General features: G+C 72.8%; 17 protein-coding genes. 8 read left to right on the top strand and 9 right to left on the bottom strand.

Features of this window, described 5'->3' with window-relative positions; genetic code table 11:
- Window positions 1–41: 41 nt before the first annotated feature.
- Complete coding sequence (locus tag HNR13_RS17735; protein ID WP_179607905.1) at window positions 42–1,007, bottom strand: acetylxylan esterase; 966 nt, start codon at window positions 1,005–1,007, stop codon at window positions 42–44.
- An 80-nt stretch (window positions 1,008–1,087) separates the two neighbouring features.
- Here HNR13_RS17735 and HNR13_RS17730 point away from each other — a divergent pair, with 80 nt between their 5' ends.
- The 5 genes from HNR13_RS17730 (at window position 1,088) to HNR13_RS17710 (ending at window position 6,519) form a co-directional block, all read left to right on the top strand.
- Entirely contained in the window at window positions 1,088–2,110 is a 1,023-nt protein-coding gene (locus HNR13_RS17730) for a LacI family DNA-binding transcriptional regulator (RefSeq protein WP_179607903.1), read from the top strand.
- A gap of 119 nt (window positions 2,111–2,229) precedes the next feature.
- Entirely contained in the window at window positions 2,230–3,417 is a 1,188-nt protein-coding gene (locus HNR13_RS17725; protein WP_179607902.1) for a Gfo/Idh/MocA family protein, read from the top strand.
- A gap of 100 nt (window positions 3,418–3,517) precedes the next feature.
- Window positions 3,518–4,210 (top strand): ThuA domain-containing protein, encoded by a 693-nt coding sequence (locus HNR13_RS17720; protein ID WP_179607900.1) that lies wholly within the window; start codon window positions 3,518–3,520, stop codon window positions 4,208–4,210.
- Window positions 4,195–5,292 (top strand): Gfo/Idh/MocA family protein, encoded by a 1,098-nt coding sequence (locus tag HNR13_RS17715; RefSeq protein ID WP_179607899.1) that lies wholly within the window; start codon window positions 4,195–4,197, stop codon window positions 5,290–5,292. Before HNR13_RS17720 ends, HNR13_RS17715 begins: the two co-directional genes overlap by 16 nt.
- Window positions 5,293–5,334: 42 nt before the next feature.
- Window positions 5,335–6,519 (top strand): ROK family transcriptional regulator, encoded by a 1,185-nt coding sequence (locus HNR13_RS17710; protein WP_179607897.1) that lies wholly within the window; start codon window positions 5,335–5,337, stop codon window positions 6,517–6,519.
- Between the two features lie 69 nt (window positions 6,520–6,588).
- Here the strand turns inward: HNR13_RS17710 and HNR13_RS17705 are convergent, their stop codons facing one another.
- The gene (locus tag HNR13_RS17705; RefSeq protein WP_179607896.1) at window positions 6,589–7,791 is read right to left on the bottom strand and encodes a Gfo/Idh/MocA family protein; all 1,203 of its coding nucleotides are present in this window, start codon (window positions 7,789–7,791) and stop codon (window positions 6,589–6,591) included.
- A 220-nt stretch (window positions 7,792–8,011) separates the two neighbouring features.
- On the opposite strand from HNR13_RS17705, the gene HNR13_RS17700 reads away from it, so the two are divergent.
- Complete coding sequence (locus tag HNR13_RS17700) at window positions 8,012–9,241, top strand: Bcr/CflA family efflux MFS transporter (RefSeq protein WP_179607894.1); 1,230 nt, start codon at window positions 8,012–8,014, stop codon at window positions 9,239–9,241.
- A gap of 184 nt (window positions 9,242–9,425) precedes the next feature.
- Window positions 9,426–10,115: a phosphatase PAP2 family protein gene (locus HNR13_RS17695; protein ID WP_179607892.1), complete on the top strand. Its 690-nt coding sequence runs from the start codon at window positions 9,426–9,428 to the stop codon at window positions 10,113–10,115.
- Here HNR13_RS17695 and HNR13_RS17690 read toward each other — a convergent pair.
- Together HNR13_RS17690 and HNR13_RS22125 are read right to left on the bottom strand one after the other, a co-directional pair.
- Window positions 10,112–10,954: an aminoglycoside phosphotransferase family protein gene (locus HNR13_RS17690; protein ID WP_179607891.1), complete on the bottom strand. Its 843-nt coding sequence runs from the start codon at window positions 10,952–10,954 to the stop codon at window positions 10,112–10,114. The genes HNR13_RS17695 and HNR13_RS17690 overlap by 4 nt on opposite strands.
- Entirely contained in the window at window positions 10,954–11,235 is a 282-nt protein-coding gene (locus HNR13_RS22125; protein WP_425485001.1) for a helix-turn-helix domain-containing protein, read from the bottom strand. Before HNR13_RS22125 ends, HNR13_RS17690 begins: the two co-directional genes overlap by 1 nt.
- Before the next feature lie 569 nt (window positions 11,236–11,804).
- On the opposite strand from HNR13_RS22125, the gene HNR13_RS17680 reads away from it, so the two are divergent.
- Window positions 11,805–12,416 carry a GNAT family N-acetyltransferase gene (locus HNR13_RS17680; protein ID WP_179607888.1) on the top strand — a complete coding sequence of 204 codons (612 nt, stop codon included), beginning with the start codon at window positions 11,805–11,807 and terminating at the stop codon, window positions 12,414–12,416.
- Between the two features lie 18 nt (window positions 12,417–12,434).
- Here the strand turns inward: HNR13_RS17680 and HNR13_RS17675 are convergent, their stop codons facing one another.
- The 5 genes from HNR13_RS17675 to HNR13_RS17655 form a co-directional block, all read right to left on the bottom strand.
- Window positions 12,435–13,001: a hypothetical protein gene (locus HNR13_RS17675; protein ID WP_179607886.1), complete on the bottom strand. Its 567-nt coding sequence runs from the start codon at window positions 12,999–13,001 to the stop codon at window positions 12,435–12,437.
- On the bottom strand, window positions 12,998–13,243 hold the full coding sequence (locus tag HNR13_RS17670) for a hypothetical protein (RefSeq protein ID WP_179607885.1): 246 nt from the start codon (window positions 13,241–13,243) through the stop codon (window positions 12,998–13,000). The genes HNR13_RS17675 and HNR13_RS17670 overlap by 4 nt, the downstream gene beginning before the upstream one ends.
- 84 nt (window positions 13,244–13,327) lie before the next feature.
- Window positions 13,328–14,833, bottom strand: a complete 1,506-nt coding sequence (arfA, locus tag HNR13_RS17665; protein ID WP_179607883.1) for an arabinosylfuranosidase ArfA — start codon at window positions 14,831–14,833, stop codon at window positions 13,328–13,330.
- Between the two features lie 73 nt (window positions 14,834–14,906).
- Complete coding sequence (locus HNR13_RS17660; RefSeq protein WP_179607881.1) at window positions 14,907–15,929, bottom strand: substrate-binding domain-containing protein; 1,023 nt, start codon at window positions 15,927–15,929, stop codon at window positions 14,907–14,909.
- An 81-nt stretch (window positions 15,930–16,010) separates the two neighbouring features.
- Window positions 16,011–16,811: a hypothetical protein gene (locus HNR13_RS17655; protein ID WP_179607879.1), complete on the bottom strand. Its 801-nt coding sequence runs from the start codon at window positions 16,809–16,811 to the stop codon at window positions 16,011–16,013.
- Window positions 16,812–16,864: the final 53 nt, after the last annotated feature.

The raw sequence follows: 16,864 nt of genomic DNA, 5'->3' as shown, positions 1-16,864 counted from the left end.
CCAGGCCCGGAGCCCGCGCGCCAGTCCGGGCGACCCGGGGCTCAGATCCGCGTCGCGAGCCACGCCGCCTGTTTGTGCCAGTGCGCCGCCTGCCCGCCCTCGTGGTCGTTGAACGGGTAGACCTCGATCGCGCGGTCCTCCGCGGCGAGGTGGTTGTACGCGGCGAACGTCGTGGACGGCGGCACGACCGTGTCCATCAGCGCCACCGAGAACAGCGACGGCGCCTGGATGCGGCGGGCGAAGTTCACGCCGTCGAGGTACGACAGCGTGCGGAACGCCGCGTCCACCTCGTCGCGGTGCACCGACAGATAGGTGGCCAGCTCCTGGAACGGGCCGCCGACCGCGACTTCGGCGCCGCGGCGGTACGCGCACAGGAACGCGACATCCGGCAGCACCGCCTGCACGCCGGCCAGCGCGCCGGCGGCCAGCGCGATCCCACCGCCCTGGCTGCCGCCGGTGACGGCGATCCGCGCCGGGTCGACGAACGGGAGCGCACGGGCCGCGTCCACCGCGCGCACCGCGTCGGCGAACACCCGGCGGTAGTAGTGCTCGCGGGGGTCGTGGATGCCGCGGGTCATGAAGCCCGGCGTGGCCGGCCCCGAGCCGTGCGGGTCGGCGGTGGAGCCTCCGGTGCCCCAGCCGCTGCCCTGGCCGCGGGTGTCCATGAAGACGTGCACGTAGCCCGCGAGCGCCCAGTCGACGTTCTCGCCGGCGAGGCCGCGCCCGCCGCCGTAGCCCTGGTACTGCACGACCGCGGGGAGCGGGCCGTCCGCATGCAGCGGTCGCGAGACCCAGGCGCGCACGGGCTCCCCGCCGAAGCCGGGGAAGGTCAGGTCCTCCACGACGAGCTGGGTGACCGGCGTCGCGGCGGGTGCCAGCGCCACCTCGCCGCCTGCCGCGCGCGACTCCGCGAGCGTCGCCTCCCAGAAGGCGTCGAAGTCGGCCGGCTCCTCGACCTCTGGACGGAAGTCGATCAGTTCGGCGAGGGTGAGGTCGGTGAGCGGCATTGGTCTCCTCGGGAGGGCTGGGTGCGGAAGTTTCGCGGGACGGGGCGAAAGCCTGGCCGACATTGTGGCACAGTGTCTGCATGTCCGAACCGCCAGCTGGGCCGAGCCGTCCCACCCTGGACGCCATCGCCCAGCGGGCAGCGGTGTCGCTCTCCACGGTGTCGAAGGTGCTCAACGGACGCCCCGGCGTCTCGGCCCCGACGCGGGCGCGCGTCGAGGAGCTGCTGCACGACTCCGGGTACGCGCGCCGCGGCGCCCTTCCCGAGCGCGGAGGGCTGGTCGAGCTGGTGGTCGCCGACCTGCTCAGCGAGTGGTCGGTCGAGATCATCCGCGGCGTCGAGCGGATCACCAGGGAGGCCGGCTTCGTGCTCGCGCTGTCCGCGCTGGGCGATCACCTCGAACCCGGCGGGGACTGGATCTCCGGCGTGCTCAGCAGGAAGCCGGTCGCGGTGATCCTGCAGTTCTCGAACCTGACCGCCGAGCACCGGCAGCGGCTGCGCACCAGGAACATCCCGTTCGTGGTGGTGGATCCGGCCGGGGACCCGCCGCCGGACGTCCCGGCGATCGGCGCGACCAACTGGGCGGGCGGCGTCACGGCGACGCGGCACCTGCTCGACCTCGGGCACGAGCGGATCGCGGTCGTCTCCGGGCCGCCCGACCTGATGTGCTCGCGAGCGCGGGTCGGCGGCTACCAGTCCGCGCTCGCCGAGGCCGGCCTCCCCGCCGATCCGGCGCTCGCGGGCGGCGGCGAGTTCAGTCGCGCGGACGGGGAGCGGGAGGGCAGGCGGCTGCTCGACCGGGCGGACCGCCCCACCGCGATCGTCTGCGGCAACGACCTCCAGGCGCTCGGCGTGATGGACGCGGCGTTCGCGCTCGGGCTGGACGTGCCGGGGGACGTCTCGGTGGTGGGCTTCGACGACGTCGCACCGGCGTCGTGGGCGCGGCCGGCGCTGACCACCGTCCGGCAGCCGCTGCAGGAGATGGCGGAGGTCGCGACGCGAACCGCGCTGCGCCTGCGCGACGGCGACCTCGAGAACACCCGGCTCGAGCTGGCGACGTCCCTCGTCGTCCGCGACTCCACGGCGCCCCCGCCCACCCGCTGACCCGGCGCGTCGAGAAAGTTTTCCAAGCAGTCACCGAAACTTGCGCGCACGGAACACCGCCGGTTAGCGTCGCGCTCGGAGACCGAAACGGCACGCACGACGCGAAGGAGCGGGAACGGATGACAGAGGCGGCACGCGAGCTGCGGGTGGCGATGGTCGGCTACGGCTTCATGGGCGCCGCCCACTCCCAGGGCTGGCGGGTCGCTCCGCGATTCTTCGACCTGGCCGCCGAGCCGGTGATGGCCACCATCGTCGGCCGGGACCGCGACCGGGTGGAGGCCGCTCGCCGGAAGTTCGGCTGGCAGCGCGCCGAGACCGACTGGCGCCGGGTTGTCGAGGACCCGGACATCGACATCGTCGACATCTGCTCTCCGGGAGCCTCGCACGCCGAGATCGCGATCGCCGCGCTGGACGCCGGCAAGCACGTCCTCTGCGAGAAGCCGCTCGCCAACACCGTGGCCGAGGCGGAGGCGATGGTCGCCGCCGCCGAGCGCGCGGCCTCCCGCGGCGTCCGCTCGATGGTGGGCTTCAGCTACCGCCGCGTCCCGGCGATCGGCTACGCGCGGCGCCTGGTGCAGGAGGGCCGCCTGGGTGCGATCCGCCAGGTGCGGGCGCTCTACCTCCAGGACTGGCTGAGCGACGAGAACGGCCCGATGACCTGGCGGCTCGACAAGGAGGCCGCCGGCTCCGGCTCGCTCGGGGACATCGGCGCGCACGCGATCGACCTGGTCGAGCATCTGACCGGCTCCCGGCTGGAGTCCGTCTCCGGGACGCTCGCGACCTTCGTGGAGGAGCGGCCGCTGCTCGGAGAGACGGTCGGGCTCTCCGGCACGGCCTCCACCGAGCGCGGCCGGGTGACCGTGGACGACGCAGCGTGGTTCACCGCCCGGCTCGACGGCGGAGCGGCGGCGGGCGCGATCGGCGCATTCGAGGCGACCCGCTACGCGACCGGCCGCAAGAACGCGCTGCGGATCGAGCTGAGCGGCTCCCGCGGCGCGATCGCCTTCGACCTGGAGGCGATGAACGAGCTCCAGTTCTACGACGCCACCGCGCCGGCGGGGGAGCAGGGCTTCACCCGGATCATCGTGACCGAGCCCGAGCACCCCTACATGGCCAACTGGTGGCCGACCGGGCACGCGATCGGTTACGAGCACGCCTTCAGCCACCAGATCAAAGACTTCGTCGACGCGGTGACCGGCGGCGCCGACCCCGAGCCGTCGTTCGCGGACGGCCTGCACATCCAGCGCGTGCTCGCCGCCGTCGAGGCCTCCGCCGGCTCCGGCAGCGCCTGGACCCCCACCGCCTGAACCGCCTCCTCACCCACCAGTCGAGTACGCCCGAAATCAGCCCGAAACCGTCGAGTACGCAGACAATTCGCGTACTCGGCGGTTGCGATCGGAAGGAACCATGACCAGACAAGCCCTCGTCGTCCGCGGCGGCTGGGACGGGCACATGCCCGTCGAGACCACGAACCTCTTCATCCCGTTCCTGCAGGAGAACGGCTTCGCCGTGCGGGTGGAGGAGAGCCCGGCCGTCTACACGGACGAGGCGTTCATGGACACGGTGGACCTCGTCCTGCAGATCAACACGATGAGCACCATCGAGCCGGACGAGTTCGCCGGGTTGCAGCGCGCGGTCCTGAACGGCACCGGCATGGCCGGCTGGCACGGCGGCATCGCGGACTCCTACCGGAACAACGCCGACTACCTGCACATGATCGGCGGCCAGTTCGCGCACCACGCGGGCAAGGACCCGGCCGAGCGGACGGGCGAGCAGTCGGACAACTACATCCCCTACACGGTGAACATCACGGAGTACGGAAAAGCGCACCCGATCACCGCGGGGATCGAGGACTTCGACCTGGAGACCGAGCAGTACTGGGTCCTCAGCGACGAGTACAACGACGTCCTGGCCACGACCACGCAGAGCGTTCGACCGTGGGACGCCTGGAACCGCCCGGTCACCGCGCCGGCGATCTGGACGCGGCAGTGGGGCCAGGGGCGGGTCTTCGTCTCCGCGCCGGGCCACCGACTGGAGATCGTGGAGTCGCAGCCCGTCCGCACCATCATCGAGAGGGGCCTGCTGTGGGCGGCGCGCTGAACGTCGGAGTGATCGGGGTCGGCGTAATCTCGGCGCAGTACTTCGCCGAGTTCCCGAAGCTGCCGAACCTGCGCCTGCGCGCGGTCGCAGACCTCGACCTCGACCGTGCACGGGCCGTCGCCGCCGAGCAGGGCGTGGAGGCGATAACCGTGGACGAGCTGCTGGCGCATCCCGAAGTGGATGTCGTGCTCAACCTCACCATCCCGCTCGCGCACGCGGACGTCGCGCTGCGCGCGCTCGCCGCGGGCAAGCACGTCTATGGCGAGAAGCCGCTGGCGCTCACGACGGCGGAGGCCGAGCCCGTGCTGGCGCGTGCCGCCGACCTCGGGCTGCGGGTCGGCTGCGCGCCGGACACGGTGCTCGGGACGGGCATCCAGACCGCGCGGGCGGTCCTCGACGCGGGCGGGATCGGCGTTCCGCTCGGCGCCGCGGTGGCGTGGACGGCGCCCGGCCACGAGCTCTGGCACCCGGCGCCGGCGTTCTACTACCAGCCCGGCGGCGGTCCGCTGTTCGACATGGGGCCGTACTACCTGACCTCGCTCGTGACGTTCTTCGGGCCGGTCGTGCGGGTGTCCGGCGCGACGCGCCGCTCGGAGCGCGCGCGCACGGTCGCGACCGGGCCGAACGCGGGAGCCGAGCTGCCGGTGGACGTGGAGACGCACGTCACGGCCATCCTGGAGCACGCCTCCGGCGTGGTCTCGACCGTGACCGTCTCGTTCGAGGTGTGGGCCTCCCGGGTGCCGCTGTTCGAGGTGTACGGGACGGCGGGGACGCTCGCCGTGCCCGACCCGAACCACTTCTCCGACCCGGTCCTCGTCGCGACCGCGGAGGACCGCGAGTTCCGCGAGGTGCCGGTCGCGGGCGGTTACGCGGACGCGGGCCGCGGCTACGGGCTGGCCGACCTGGCGCGAGCCGTCGAGACGGACCGGCCGCACCGGGCCTCCGGCGAGCTCGCCTTCCACGTGCTGGAGATCATGGAGGCCGTGCTCGCCGCGGGCGCCCGGCACGAGGTCGTGACGCTGACCTCCACGGTCGAGCGGCCCGCGGCGGTGCCCGCCGGAACGCGGCCCGAGAGTTGGTGAGGTCCGGCGCACCCGGCGACCTGTAATACAGTGACCGGGATCATGAACAGCGGGACGACAGCGGGGACCAACCTCGACACGGTGCGGCGGCACAACCTCTCGACGGTGCTCGGGATGGTGCACCGCGAGGGTCCGCTGGCGCGCTCGGCGCTCACCCATTCGACCGGGCTGAACCGGTCGACCATCGGCGCGCTCGTCGCCGAGCTCGTCGACCTCGGGCTCGTGCGCGAGCGCGAGCCGGAGACCAGCAACCGGGTCGGCCGGCCGTCGCCGGTGATCGCCGCGGACGGCCGGGTTGTCGCGCTCGCCGTCAACCCCGAGGTCGACGCCGTGACGGTCGGGGTCGTCGGGCTGGACGCGCACGTGCACCGCCGGGTGCGCTATCCCACCGGGCACGTGCCGACCGCGCGCGAGGCCGCCGCGATCGCCTCGGCGGTGATCGACGGGCTGCGGCCCGAGCTGACCGCGGCCTCCCGGGTCGTCGGCATCGGCGTCGCGGTGCCGGGGCTGGTCCGCGAGGAGGACGGCGTCGTGCGCCTGGCCCCGCACCTGGAGTGGGCGGAGGAGCCGTTCGCGGCCGAGCTCGCGGAGGCGACCGGCTATCCCGTGGTCGCGGCCAACGACGCCAGCCTCGGCGCGAACGCCGAGCGCCTGTTCGGCGCGGGGCAGGGCGCGGCCGACCTCGTCTACGTCAACGGCGGCGCGTCCGGCATCGGCGCGGGCGTCATCGTCGGCGGGAGGCCGCTGACCGGCATCAGCGGTTACGCCGGCGAGCTCGGCCACACTTTGGTCAACTCGGCGGGCGTGCGCTGCCACTGCGGCGCGATCGGCTGCCTGGAGACCGAGGTCAGCCAGCGCGCGCTGCTGCGGGTGCTCGGGCTGGCCTCCGCCGACCCGGACGAGCTCTCGCGGGCGCTCGGCACGGCCGTCGCCGCCGGCGACCCGGCGGTGCTCGCGGAGGTGGACCGGCAGCTCGGCTTCCTCGCGACGGCGCTGCGCAACGCCACCAACGTGTTCGATCCGGAGCGGATCGTGCTCGGCGGGTTCCTCGGCGCGCTGCACGAGCTGGCGCCGGAGCGGCTGCCGGAGCTGGTCGCCTCCCAGGCGCTCGCCGCCTCCGCCGAGACCCTCACGATCACCCGTGCCGCGCTCGGCAGCGACATCCTCATGATCGGCGCCGCCGAGCTCGCCTTCGCCCCGCTCCTCGCGTCCCCCTCCGCCCCCTAGCCGACCGCCGAGTACGCGCGAAATCAGGCGAAATCCGCCGAGTACGCAGAGAATTCGCGTACTCGGCAGTCAGGGGGTGGGGGCGGCGCCGAAGTCGGGGATGGGGAGGCGGGCGCCGTTCTGGAGGGCGCTCTGGTGGGCGATGATGCCGGGGAGCGTGTAGCGGGCGGCCTGCCAGGCGTTGACCGGCGGGAGGGCGTGCTCGTTCACGGCGCGCACGAAGTCGTCGGCGAGGAAGTGGTGGCTGCCCTCGTGGCCGTTCGTCACGTGGTCGAACTCGCGCGGGAGCCGCGACCGGTCGTGGATGGGCGCGCTGCCGGAGGTGAACGCGTCGCGCAGCGCCGGGGAGACGTGGGCGAGCGACGGGTCGTCCGGCGACAGCGTCGGCTTCGGCTGCAGGAGCTCGGTGATGTCGGTGACCCCCTCCTTGTCGGTGCGGTGCGAGACGGTCGCCAGCTGCTCGAAGCTGCCCTCCGTCCCGAAGAATCGGAACCGCGACTCCCGGATGTGCGACGGGTAGCCGACCCGGCGGAACTCGTTCGTACGGAACGATCCGCCCCCCGCGACCTCGAACAGCGCCGTCGCGTTGGAGAAGTCGTTGCCGAACATGCTCACCTCGCGGTCGAACACGCCGTCGCCGCGGTCGTCCCGCACCCCGATGGCCGAGACGCTGACCGCGTGCGTGCCCCAGGCGCCGAGGATGCCGCCGATGGAGTGCGTGGGATAGAGCAGGGGCGGATAGCTGGCCGTCGCCTTCCACTCCTCGCCGCCGGAGTAGCGGTAGGCGTCGTAGAAGCCGAGGTCCATGTCGTGCACGTAGTCGCCCTCCGCGTAGAACACGCGGCCGAACGCGCCCTCCGCGATCTGCGACCGCGCGTACACGGTGGCCGGGTTGTAGTGGCTGGTCTCGCCCATCATGTAGGTGAGGCCGGTGCGGCGGACGGCGTCGATGATCGCGCCGATCTCGTCGGCGCTGATCGCCATCGGCACGGCCGAGTAGACATGCTTGCCCGCCTCGAGGGCGCGCACGACGAGCGGGCCGTGCGTCCAGCGCTGGGTGAAGATCGCGACGGCGTCCACGCGCGGGTCCTCGAGCGCCGCCTCGAACGAGGGGAGCGTGCCGGCGAGTCCGTGCTCGGCGACCAGCCGCTCGGCGCGCTCGGGGAGCAGGTCGGTGGCGTAGACCGCGCTCACGCCGGGGTGCAGCGCGAAGAGCTTGGCGAACTGCCCGGCGAACTGGCCGGCGCCGATCATGGCGATGGAGAAGGTCATGTCACTCGCTTCCGGTGTCGGGCTCTACCCCGCGAAAACGGGGCGATGCGCACGTTCACATTCTGCCGCGAATGACGATAGTATGGGTACGCGCCCGCGATCGAATCGATTCGAGCGGGCGGCCTCCAGCACCGCGCACCCGTCGCGGTGCTGTCGTTTTGCGTCCGCGCCGGGCGCAGCCCTCCTCCCCGCACGCCCTCCAGCAGAAGGACTTCGTTTCGTGACCACCGTCGTGCATCCCGGCGACTCGCTCACCGGCCGCCAGCGCTTGGCGTACATCCTGATCCTCGGCGCGCTCACCGCTCTCGGGCCGTTCACGATCGACATGTACCTCCCGGCGCTCCCCACGCTGGAGTCCGACTTCCACGTCTCCACGGCGATGATCCAGCTCACGCTGACGGCGACCACGATCGGCTTCGGGCTCGGCCAGCTCCTGGTCGGCCCGTGGTCGGACAAGATCGGCCGCCGGGTGCCGCTCATCGCCGCGACCGGCGTGCACATCTTCGCCTGCCTCGCAGCGGCGATCTCGCCCAACGTGGAGCTGCTCGGCATCGCCCGCGCCCTGATGGGCATCGGCGCCGCGGCGGGCGGCGTCGTCGCCATGGCGATGGTCCGCGACCTGTTCGGCGGGCGCCCGCTCGTGCGTATGCTCAGCCGGCTGGCCCTCGTCAACGGCCTCGCGCCGGTGCTCGCTCCGGTGCTCGGCTCGTGGTTGCTGCTGGTGATGCCGTGGCGCGGCATCTTCGTCGTGCTCGCCTGCTACGGCGTGTTCGTGATCGCGTGCGTGTCGCTGTGGATCGCCGAGACCCTCCCGAAGGCGCGCCGCCACGACGCCGGCCACTCGACGGTCGGGCAGCGCTACCGCTCGGTGCTGAGCGACCGGGTCTTCGTCGGCATCGCGATCGTGGGAGCCGCGAACTTCACCGGCCTGTTCTCGTACCTGTCGGCGAGCCCGTTCATCTTCCAGGGTCTCTACGCATTCACGCCGCAGGAGTACGGCCTCCTGTTCGCGGTCAACTCGATCGGCATCATCATCGGCGTCCAGTCGGCGTCGCGGCTGACCAAGTACTTCGGGCCGCAGTGGATCCTCGCGGTGTCGACCGCCGTGATGTTCGTGGCGTCGGTCGCGATCGTCGTGCTGGACCAGGCGCACGCGGGGATCTGGGGTGTCGCGATCCCGCTGTGGTTCTTCATCGCCGCCTGCGGGTTCGGCTTCCCGTGCGTGCAGGTCCTCGCGCTGAACAACCACGGCCACGAGGCGGGAACGGCGGCGAGCCTCCTCGGCGCGCTCAACTTCGGCGCGGCGGGCGTGTTCTCGCCGATCGTCGGCCTCCTCGGCACCGGAAGCGCGGCGCCGATGGGCGCCATGATGGCGATCTGCGCAGCGGTCTCCATCGCGGCGCTGTGGCTGGTCGTGCGGCCGCGGACGGTGCCGGAACTCTCGCACTGAGGCGGTGGGGCGGCGACTCCGGGGCGGCGGTGTGTGGCTGGGCGTCGGCCGCAGACGATGCCGGAGTGGGCGCACTGACGCGCGCGGTGCGCTGACCCCGGGCGGCGGCGTGGCTGATCGCGCCCCGCGGACGGCGCCGGAGCCAACGCACGGACCCGCGCGGCCGGGGCGGTACCGTGATCCCATGAGCGCGACGCCACCACTCCACCAGGCCGCACGGATTCAGCGCCGCTGGCCGCTGATCTCGGCGTCCGTCGCCATCGCTCTGGTACTGGTGCTCGGCGCGATCATCGCGTTCCGGCCCAACGAGCCGTTCGTCATCGACCTGAAGTGGATGGCCGAGGTGACCGAGCACCGCTCGCCGGTGTGGACGGTGCCCGCGCTGTTCTTCAACTGGGTCGGCGGCGGGATCGTCGGCTCGGTAGTGATCCCCGTGGTGATCTTCCTGCTGCTGCTGGCGTTCCGGCGGCCGTGGGGCGCCTCGTACTTCGCGATCGCGAGCGTGATCTCCGTCGTCTGCGTCCAGGTCCTCAAGCACACCGTCGGACGGGCGCGGCCGTCCGAGATCCTGGTGGTGGCGGATCCGGGCTCATTCCCGTCGGGGCATACGGCCAACGCGGCGACGATGGCGGTGGTGTTCGGCATCCTGTTCCCGCGGGTGTGGGTGTGGTGCGTCGGCGGCGCGTGGGCGATCCTCATGGCGATCAGCCGCACCTACCTCGGCGCGCACTGGCTGAGCGACACGATCGGGGGCCTGCTCCTCGGTGCGGGCGTCGCGGTCATCGTGTGGGCGCCGCTGGCCTACAAGCTGGCGGAGGAGAGCGCCCGGCCGCACCCGTTCGTCCTCGCCAGGAGCAGACCGGCACCACGCTAGGCCGGCGCCTCCAGCGCCTGCAGCGCCCGGAGGCCCACGCCGATCGTCGTGCCGGCGTCCCCGCCGCTCCGCTCGGACCAGGCCGCGGACAGCCCGGCCCACGCCAGCGCCCAGCGCAGCATCCGCCGCTCGTCCACGCCCGTCTCCTCTGCGATGACCGCGACGGTGCGCTCGAAGCGCCCCGGCGCGAGCGCCACCTCCGGGTCGGGGTTGCAGAGGATGTTCGCGAAGTCGAAGGCGGGGTCGCCGTGGACGTGCTTGGGGTCGATCGCGAGCCAGCCGTCCGTGCCGAAGTCGAGCACGTTGCCGTGATGGACGTCGCCGTGCAGCACCACATCGCCCGCGGGCGCCGCCAGCAGCGCGCGGGCCTCCTCCTCGGCGCGCCGGAACATGCCGTCGTGGGAATACGGCTGCTCGGCCGCGTGCTCGAACAGCTCCGCGAACCAGCGGGTCAGGTCGAACAGGCCCTCCGGGCGCGGCCGGTCGTCGACGCGTTGCAGACGGAGGGCGGCACGGCAGAGGATCCGGGTCGCCTCGTCGTCCCCGTCCGGACCGGACGCCGCGAGCGCCGACAGCGAGCGGTCGCCGGTCGCCCGCGCGAGCACCAGCGCGTCCCCGTCGGCGGCCAGGACGGGCGCTGCGCCGCGCCCGGCCCACCAGCGCAGGACGCGTCCGCCCGCGGCCTCCTCGGCGCCGGTCGCCAGCTTGAGGAACGCCGCGCGCCCGTCCAGCGTCACCGGCTGGAGGACGCTCGACGGGGTCGCGAACGCCGCGCCGTCCGGGCTCAGCGCCCACCGGGCCCGCCAGGGGGCGAGCAGGGCCTCGGGATCGCGCCGCATCAGCCTTCGTCCCGCCGGCTCGGCGCGGAGGCGGTCGCGTAGGCGCCGGGCGTGAGCCCGACGACGGCCTTGAACTCGCGGCCGAAGTGCGCCTGGTCCGTGTAGCCGAGGTCGGCCGCGAGCCGGGCGAGGGCGGGAGGCTGCGGGTCGCGCAGCGCCGCGGCCGCCTCCTGCAGGCGGTAGCGCTGGATGAGCCACTTCGGCCCGAACCCGATGTGCCCGGCGACGAGCCGCTGCAGGCGCCGCACGCCGATCCCGAACCGGTCGGCGAGCTGCTGCACCCGTCGCAGATCGCGGTCGGACTCCACGGCCGCGACGATCGCGTCGACCAGCTGAGCGTCGGCGTCCGGGGCGGGCAGCTCCTGGAGGACGGCCTCGAAGTCCGCGACCGCTCCCTCGGAGTCACCCGCAGCAAGCCTGTCGCGGATCGCGTCCGCCACCGCCGCGAGCGGCACGAGCAGCGCATCGAGCGGGATCGAGGCGGGAGCGCCGCGCAGCGAGCCGCCCACCCAGCCCCGCGCCGTGCCGGGGAGCAGCAGTGCCCCGAACGCCCAGCCGATGCCGGTCAGCGTACGGCCCGAGAGCCCGCGGCTCGCCCGGTGCAGCCGCGCGGAGCCCGCCTCGATCACGACGTTCGCCGCCGGGTACTCGAGCACCGCCTCGCGCACGCTCCCGCCGCCCGGGATCGACCACCGCGGCAGCCAGTAGTGCCGGACGAACGGCTCGCCGGCCGTTCCCGGCGTGCGGCGCTCGATGAGCACGGGGGCAGCGCCGGTCTCGGCTCCCGGTGTCAGGCGGCCCTTGCTCAGCGGCCCGGCGGCGGTGGACGAGGTCACGCTGACATACTTTCATGGTGAGCTCGATCCGCCCGTACCGTCCCGCCGACCGGGCAGACGTCTACGACATCTGCGTGCGGACGGGGGCCAGCGGCGGCGACGCGCGCGGGCTCTACTCGGTCGACGACCTGATCCCCGACGTCTTCGCCGGACCGTACCTGGAGTACCAGCCGGACCTGGCGTTCGTCGTCGACACCGGAGAGCGGGTGGCGGGGTACGTGCTCGCGGCGGCGGACAGCGTCGCCTTCGCGGACTGGTACGACGCGCACTGGCTGCCCGGCTTCCGCGAGCGGTACCCGCTCGAGAAGGCGCCGACGCCGAAGGAGAGGGAGGCGATCGGCTTCGGGCTCGACCAGCACGAGGCGATCGTCCCGGAGGTCGACCGGTTCCCGGCGCACCTCCACATCGACGTGCTGCCCGAGCTGCAGGGGCAGGGCTTCGGCCGCCGGCTCATCCGCGAGCTGCTCGCCGCGCTGCGTCAGCGCGGGGTGCCCGGCGTCTTCCTGCGGATGTCGCCGGCGAACACCGGGGCGATGGCGTTCTACCGCCGGCTCGGCTTCGAGGAGCTGCCGTCCAGCCGGCCGGACGCTCCCGCACTGGCGATCGCGACCGACGCCGAGGTGTGAGCCGACGCCGGCGCCGCTCTACCGGAACCGCGGCATCCGCTCGAACCAGTACAGCAGCTCGGGCGAGCGGCGGCGCAGCTGCGTCATGGTCATGAAGTCCTCCGGCCGTGTCACGGGCACGTCGAGCTGGTCGGCGACCCGCTCCATGTCCTCGGACGACCAGAACTGTCCGCGCATCCGGATGAGCACCCGGCCGTCGTGCCCGGTGATGAACAGCTGGGGGAGCGTGTCGAGCGTGCTGCCGTCGTAGAGCCGGACCAGCAGGATGGACCCGACGTCGGCGGGCCGCACGAACCGCACCTCGCCGAAGAAGCCGCGCTCCCTCACGCCGTCGGCGCGCAGGGTGATCGTGGCGCTGAAGAACGCGTGCACGCCGAGGATCGTCGCGACCACGACGAGCACGTGGGCGAGGAGGACGTAGCCCCAGTCCCCGTCCGGGATGGTCAGCCAGTACAGGACCGCGAACACCGGTGTCGTCAGGGCGAAGATGGCGGTCAGGCCGCGCGTGAACAGGTCCCTGTGCGGGCGCAGCACGGTGTCCACCGCCACGTCCGTGCCGACCCCCGACTGCTGCTGCCTGCTCATCCCTTCGAGCTTGACGGATTCCTCCCGTCGTCTGTAGCGGCATTTTGGGGGACACGGCGTTCTACCTCCGCCAGGTGCTTGACGCGCAGCGAGCGCACCCGGAAGGCGGACAGGATGGTCGCCAGCACGCCGACGGCGAAGAGGATCACCGTGGCCAGGTCATGCATCGAACGGCCGATCAGCAGGGTCACCGCGGCCAGCGCCACGGTGGCGCAGAGCTGCGAGAACATCTTGCCCGTCATGCCCCATATCTAACATGCGAGCCGGGGTCACCGCCAATCGGCGCCGGCCGATCGGTCACCGCCGATCGGCCGACGATGCCGCCGTCAGGCGAGGGAGAGCGCCGTCCAGGAGACGGGCGGGAGCTCGACCGTGAGGACCCCGTCGGCGAGGGCCGCGGTGGTGTTGGCGCGGAGGCCGACGCGCTCCGGGTCCGCGAGCGTGTTCTTCGCGTACACGTCCTCGTCGAAGAGGCTCAGCGCCTCGCGGACCTCCGTCGCGCCCAGGTCGCGCACGTCGATCGTGACCGTCTCGGTCTCGGTGAGGCTGCGGTTGACCAGGAACACCGCCGACTGGCCGGTCGCGGCGTCGTGCGTCGCGACGGCGTCCACGAGGTCCGCCGTCCCGTGGGTGGCGGTCTCGTAGACGCCGGTCCGCACCGTCGGGCGCAGCACCTCCCCGCGGGCCAGCCGGCTGGTGACCGAGAACGGGAAGAACGTGGTCTGCCGCCAGGACGCGCCGCCCGGCTCCGTCATGATCGGGGCGATCACATTGACCAGCTGGGCGAGGGACGCGCTGCGGACCCTGTCGTGGTTCTTCAGCAGCGTGATGAGGAGGTTGCCGACCACGACCGCGTCGGCCACCGAGTAGACGTCCTCGAGCTGGCGCGGCGCGATCCGCCACTCGTCGTTGACCTCGTCGGACGCCTGGTGCTCGTCCAGGTACCAGACGTTCCACTCGTCGAAGGAGATCGCGATCTTCTTGGCGCTCTTGCGCTTGCTGCCGACGTGGTCCGCCGCGGCGACGACCGTGTCGATGAAGTACTGCATGTCCACCGAGGAGGCCAGGAACGACCCGAGGTCGCCGCCGCGCTCCTGGTAGTAGGCGTGCGCGGAGATGAAGTCGACGTGGTCGTACGCGTGCTCCAGCACGATGCGCTCCCAGTCGCCGAAGGTCGGCATCCCGGAGCCGGAGGACCCGCAGGCGACCAGCTCGAGGTCCTTGTCGGCCATCTTCATCGCAGCGGCCGTGCGCGCGGCGAGCTTGCCGTAGTCGTCGGCGGTCATGTAGCCGGTCTGCCACGGGCCGTCCATCTCGTTGCCGAGGCACCACATCCGGATACCGTGCGGATCCGGGGTGCCGTTGGCGATGCGCTGATCGCTGAGCGCGGTGCCGGACGGGTGGTTGGCGTACTCGAGCAGGTCGAGCGCCTCGTCGATCCCGCGGGTGCCCAGGTTGACGGCGAGCATCAACTCGGAGCCGGTCAGCTTCAGCCAGCGCGAGAACTCGTCCAGGCCGACCTGGTTGGTCTCCAGGGAGTGCCAGGCGAGGTCGCGGCGGACCGGGCGCTGCTCGCGCGGGCCGACGCTGTCCTCCCAGCGGAAGCCGGACACGAAGTTGCCGCCGGGGTAGCGGATGGTGGTCGCGCCGAGCTCCTTCACCAGTTCGACCACGTCGAGGCGGAAGCCGTCCTCGTTCGCGGTGGGGTGTCCCGGCTCGTAGAGGCCGTCGTAGACGCACCGGCCGAGGTGCTCGACGAACGCGCCGAAGATGCGGCGGTCGATGGGTGCGACGCGGTCGGAGCGGTCGAGGGCGATGTGGGTTTCCGGCATGTCTGCTTCCTGGTTTCTACAACGTTGTAAAAGCCATGATCGCGGCTGGATGTGACCGTGTCAAACGGCGGAGTCAGCCCGCGGTGATCCTGGTCGATTCGCGGGGGATGAGCCGGTACGGCACGAAGACCTCCTCCGGCGTGAACGGCGCAGGCCCTCCCTCGATCCTGCGGACGAGCAGCTCCACCGCCGTGCGCGCGATCTCCTCGCGGCCGGGGTCGATCGTGGAGAGCGCCGGCATCGAGTACTGCGTCTCGTCGATGTCGTCGAACCCGATCACGGCGACGTCCTCGGGGACCCGGAGGCCGGCCTCCTGCAGCACGCGCAGCGCGCCGAGCGCGAGGACGTCGTTGAAGGCGACGACCCCGTCGAAGTCCACCCCGCGCGCGAGCAGACCGCGCATCGCGTCCGCCCCGTCCCGCCGGTGCCACGAGCCGACCGGCACGACGAGCTCGTCGTCGGCGGGGACGCCCGCCGCCGCCAGCGCCTCCCGGTAGCCTGCGAGGCGGAGCGCCGCCGAGCCGATCTCCTCGCCGGGGTGCGCGCCGAGCGCCACGACCCGGCGCCGGCCGAGCCCCAGCAGGTGCTCGGTGGCGGCGCGGGCGCCTTCGCCGTTGCGCATGGTGACGTGGTCGCGGGGGCCATTGAAGATCCGCTCGCCGAGCAGGACGACCGGGACGGTGATCCCGGCGACGATGTCGACGTCGTCCTGGTCGAGGGCGAGCACGCTGTACAGCACGCCGTCGACCAGCTGCGACCGCGGCCGCCGCAGCACCTCGAGCTCGCGCTCCCGGTCCGCGCCGAACTGCTCGATGAGCACCGACAGCCCGTGTCCCGCCGCGACCCGCATGACGGAGTCGGCGAGCTCGGCGAAGTAGGCGTTCCGGAGGTCGGGGATCATCAGCGCGATGACGTTGCTCCGCCCGGACCGCAGGCTGCGCGCGGTGGGATTGGGTGTGTACCCCAGCGTCGCGATGGCGTCGAGGACCCGCCGCCGGGTCTCCTCACGCACGTACGGATAGTCGTTGACGACGTTCGACACCGTCTTGACCGACACCCCGGCCAGCCGGCTGACATCGTGCATCGTCGCGGCCACGCCCGCTCCTGTCTGTTTCCCGTCGGCACGAGGTTACAACGTTGTAGGGCGGGGCTGTGCCGCCGGCTCCGCTGCGGCCGGCTACGCCACCACCTTGAGCGCCTCCCGCACCGCTCCCTCCTCCAGGAGCGCGCCCACCGCCTGCGCGCGGAGGTCGGCCGGCACCGCCCGGAGGACGCCGCCGGCGTGCGGCGCGAGGCCGGCGGCGTGCGTCGCCGCGAGGGCGCCCGCAAGCGGGACGCTGCCGCCGTCCGCCTCGCCCGCGCCGGCGAGCATCGCCGCCAGCAAGTAGTGCGCCCCGCCGCGCCCGGCGAGGGCGGCGAGCTCCGCGTCGCTCAGCCGGACGCCGTCGGCCAGCCGGCGGGGGAGGAGCGTCGTCCGGACCCCGGCCACCGCGACGCGGGCCCAGCCGTCGTGGGTCACCTCGTCGGTGAGCGCCGTCACCCCGGCGAGGAGACGCGGGAGGTCGCGGTCGAGCCGCAGCGCCTCCAGGAGGTTGCGCGCGGAGCCCAGGGCGACGACGCGGATGCGGCCGGGGTGCCGGCGCGCGAGCTGCGCCAGGGCGGAGGCGGCGGGCGTGCGCAGGACGCGGGCCGTGGAGCGCGGCAGCGTCACGTGGGCGATGGTGGAGGCGGCCGGGTCGAGGTCGGAGACCGGGGAGGCCTCGGCCGGGAAGACGCCGACCCGGATCGCGCCGAACATCCCGGCGAGGTCCGTCAGCGTGTGCGCCGCCGTCCGGTCCGGATCCGGGGCGGCGGCACCGATCCCGGCCACCTGCGCGCCCGTCCCGAGCAGGTGCAGGAGGGCGAGGGCGGCGTCCGGGCCGGCCGGCGTGTCGAGAAAGAACAGCGGCTGCGGCACGGTTGCGGGTTCGAGCGCCACGGGGACCTCCACGTCGTCGTCTGGTCGGTATACGAACTTGTTATACACGTACG

The organism is Leifsonia shinshuensis, from assembly GCF_013410375.1.
GTDB classification, from domain to species: Bacteria; Actinomycetota; Actinomycetes; order Actinomycetales; family Microbacteriaceae; genus Leifsonia; species Leifsonia shinshuensis.
Note: the sequence above shows the minus strand (reverse complement) of the source record. Positions and strands in the feature narration are given on the sequence as shown.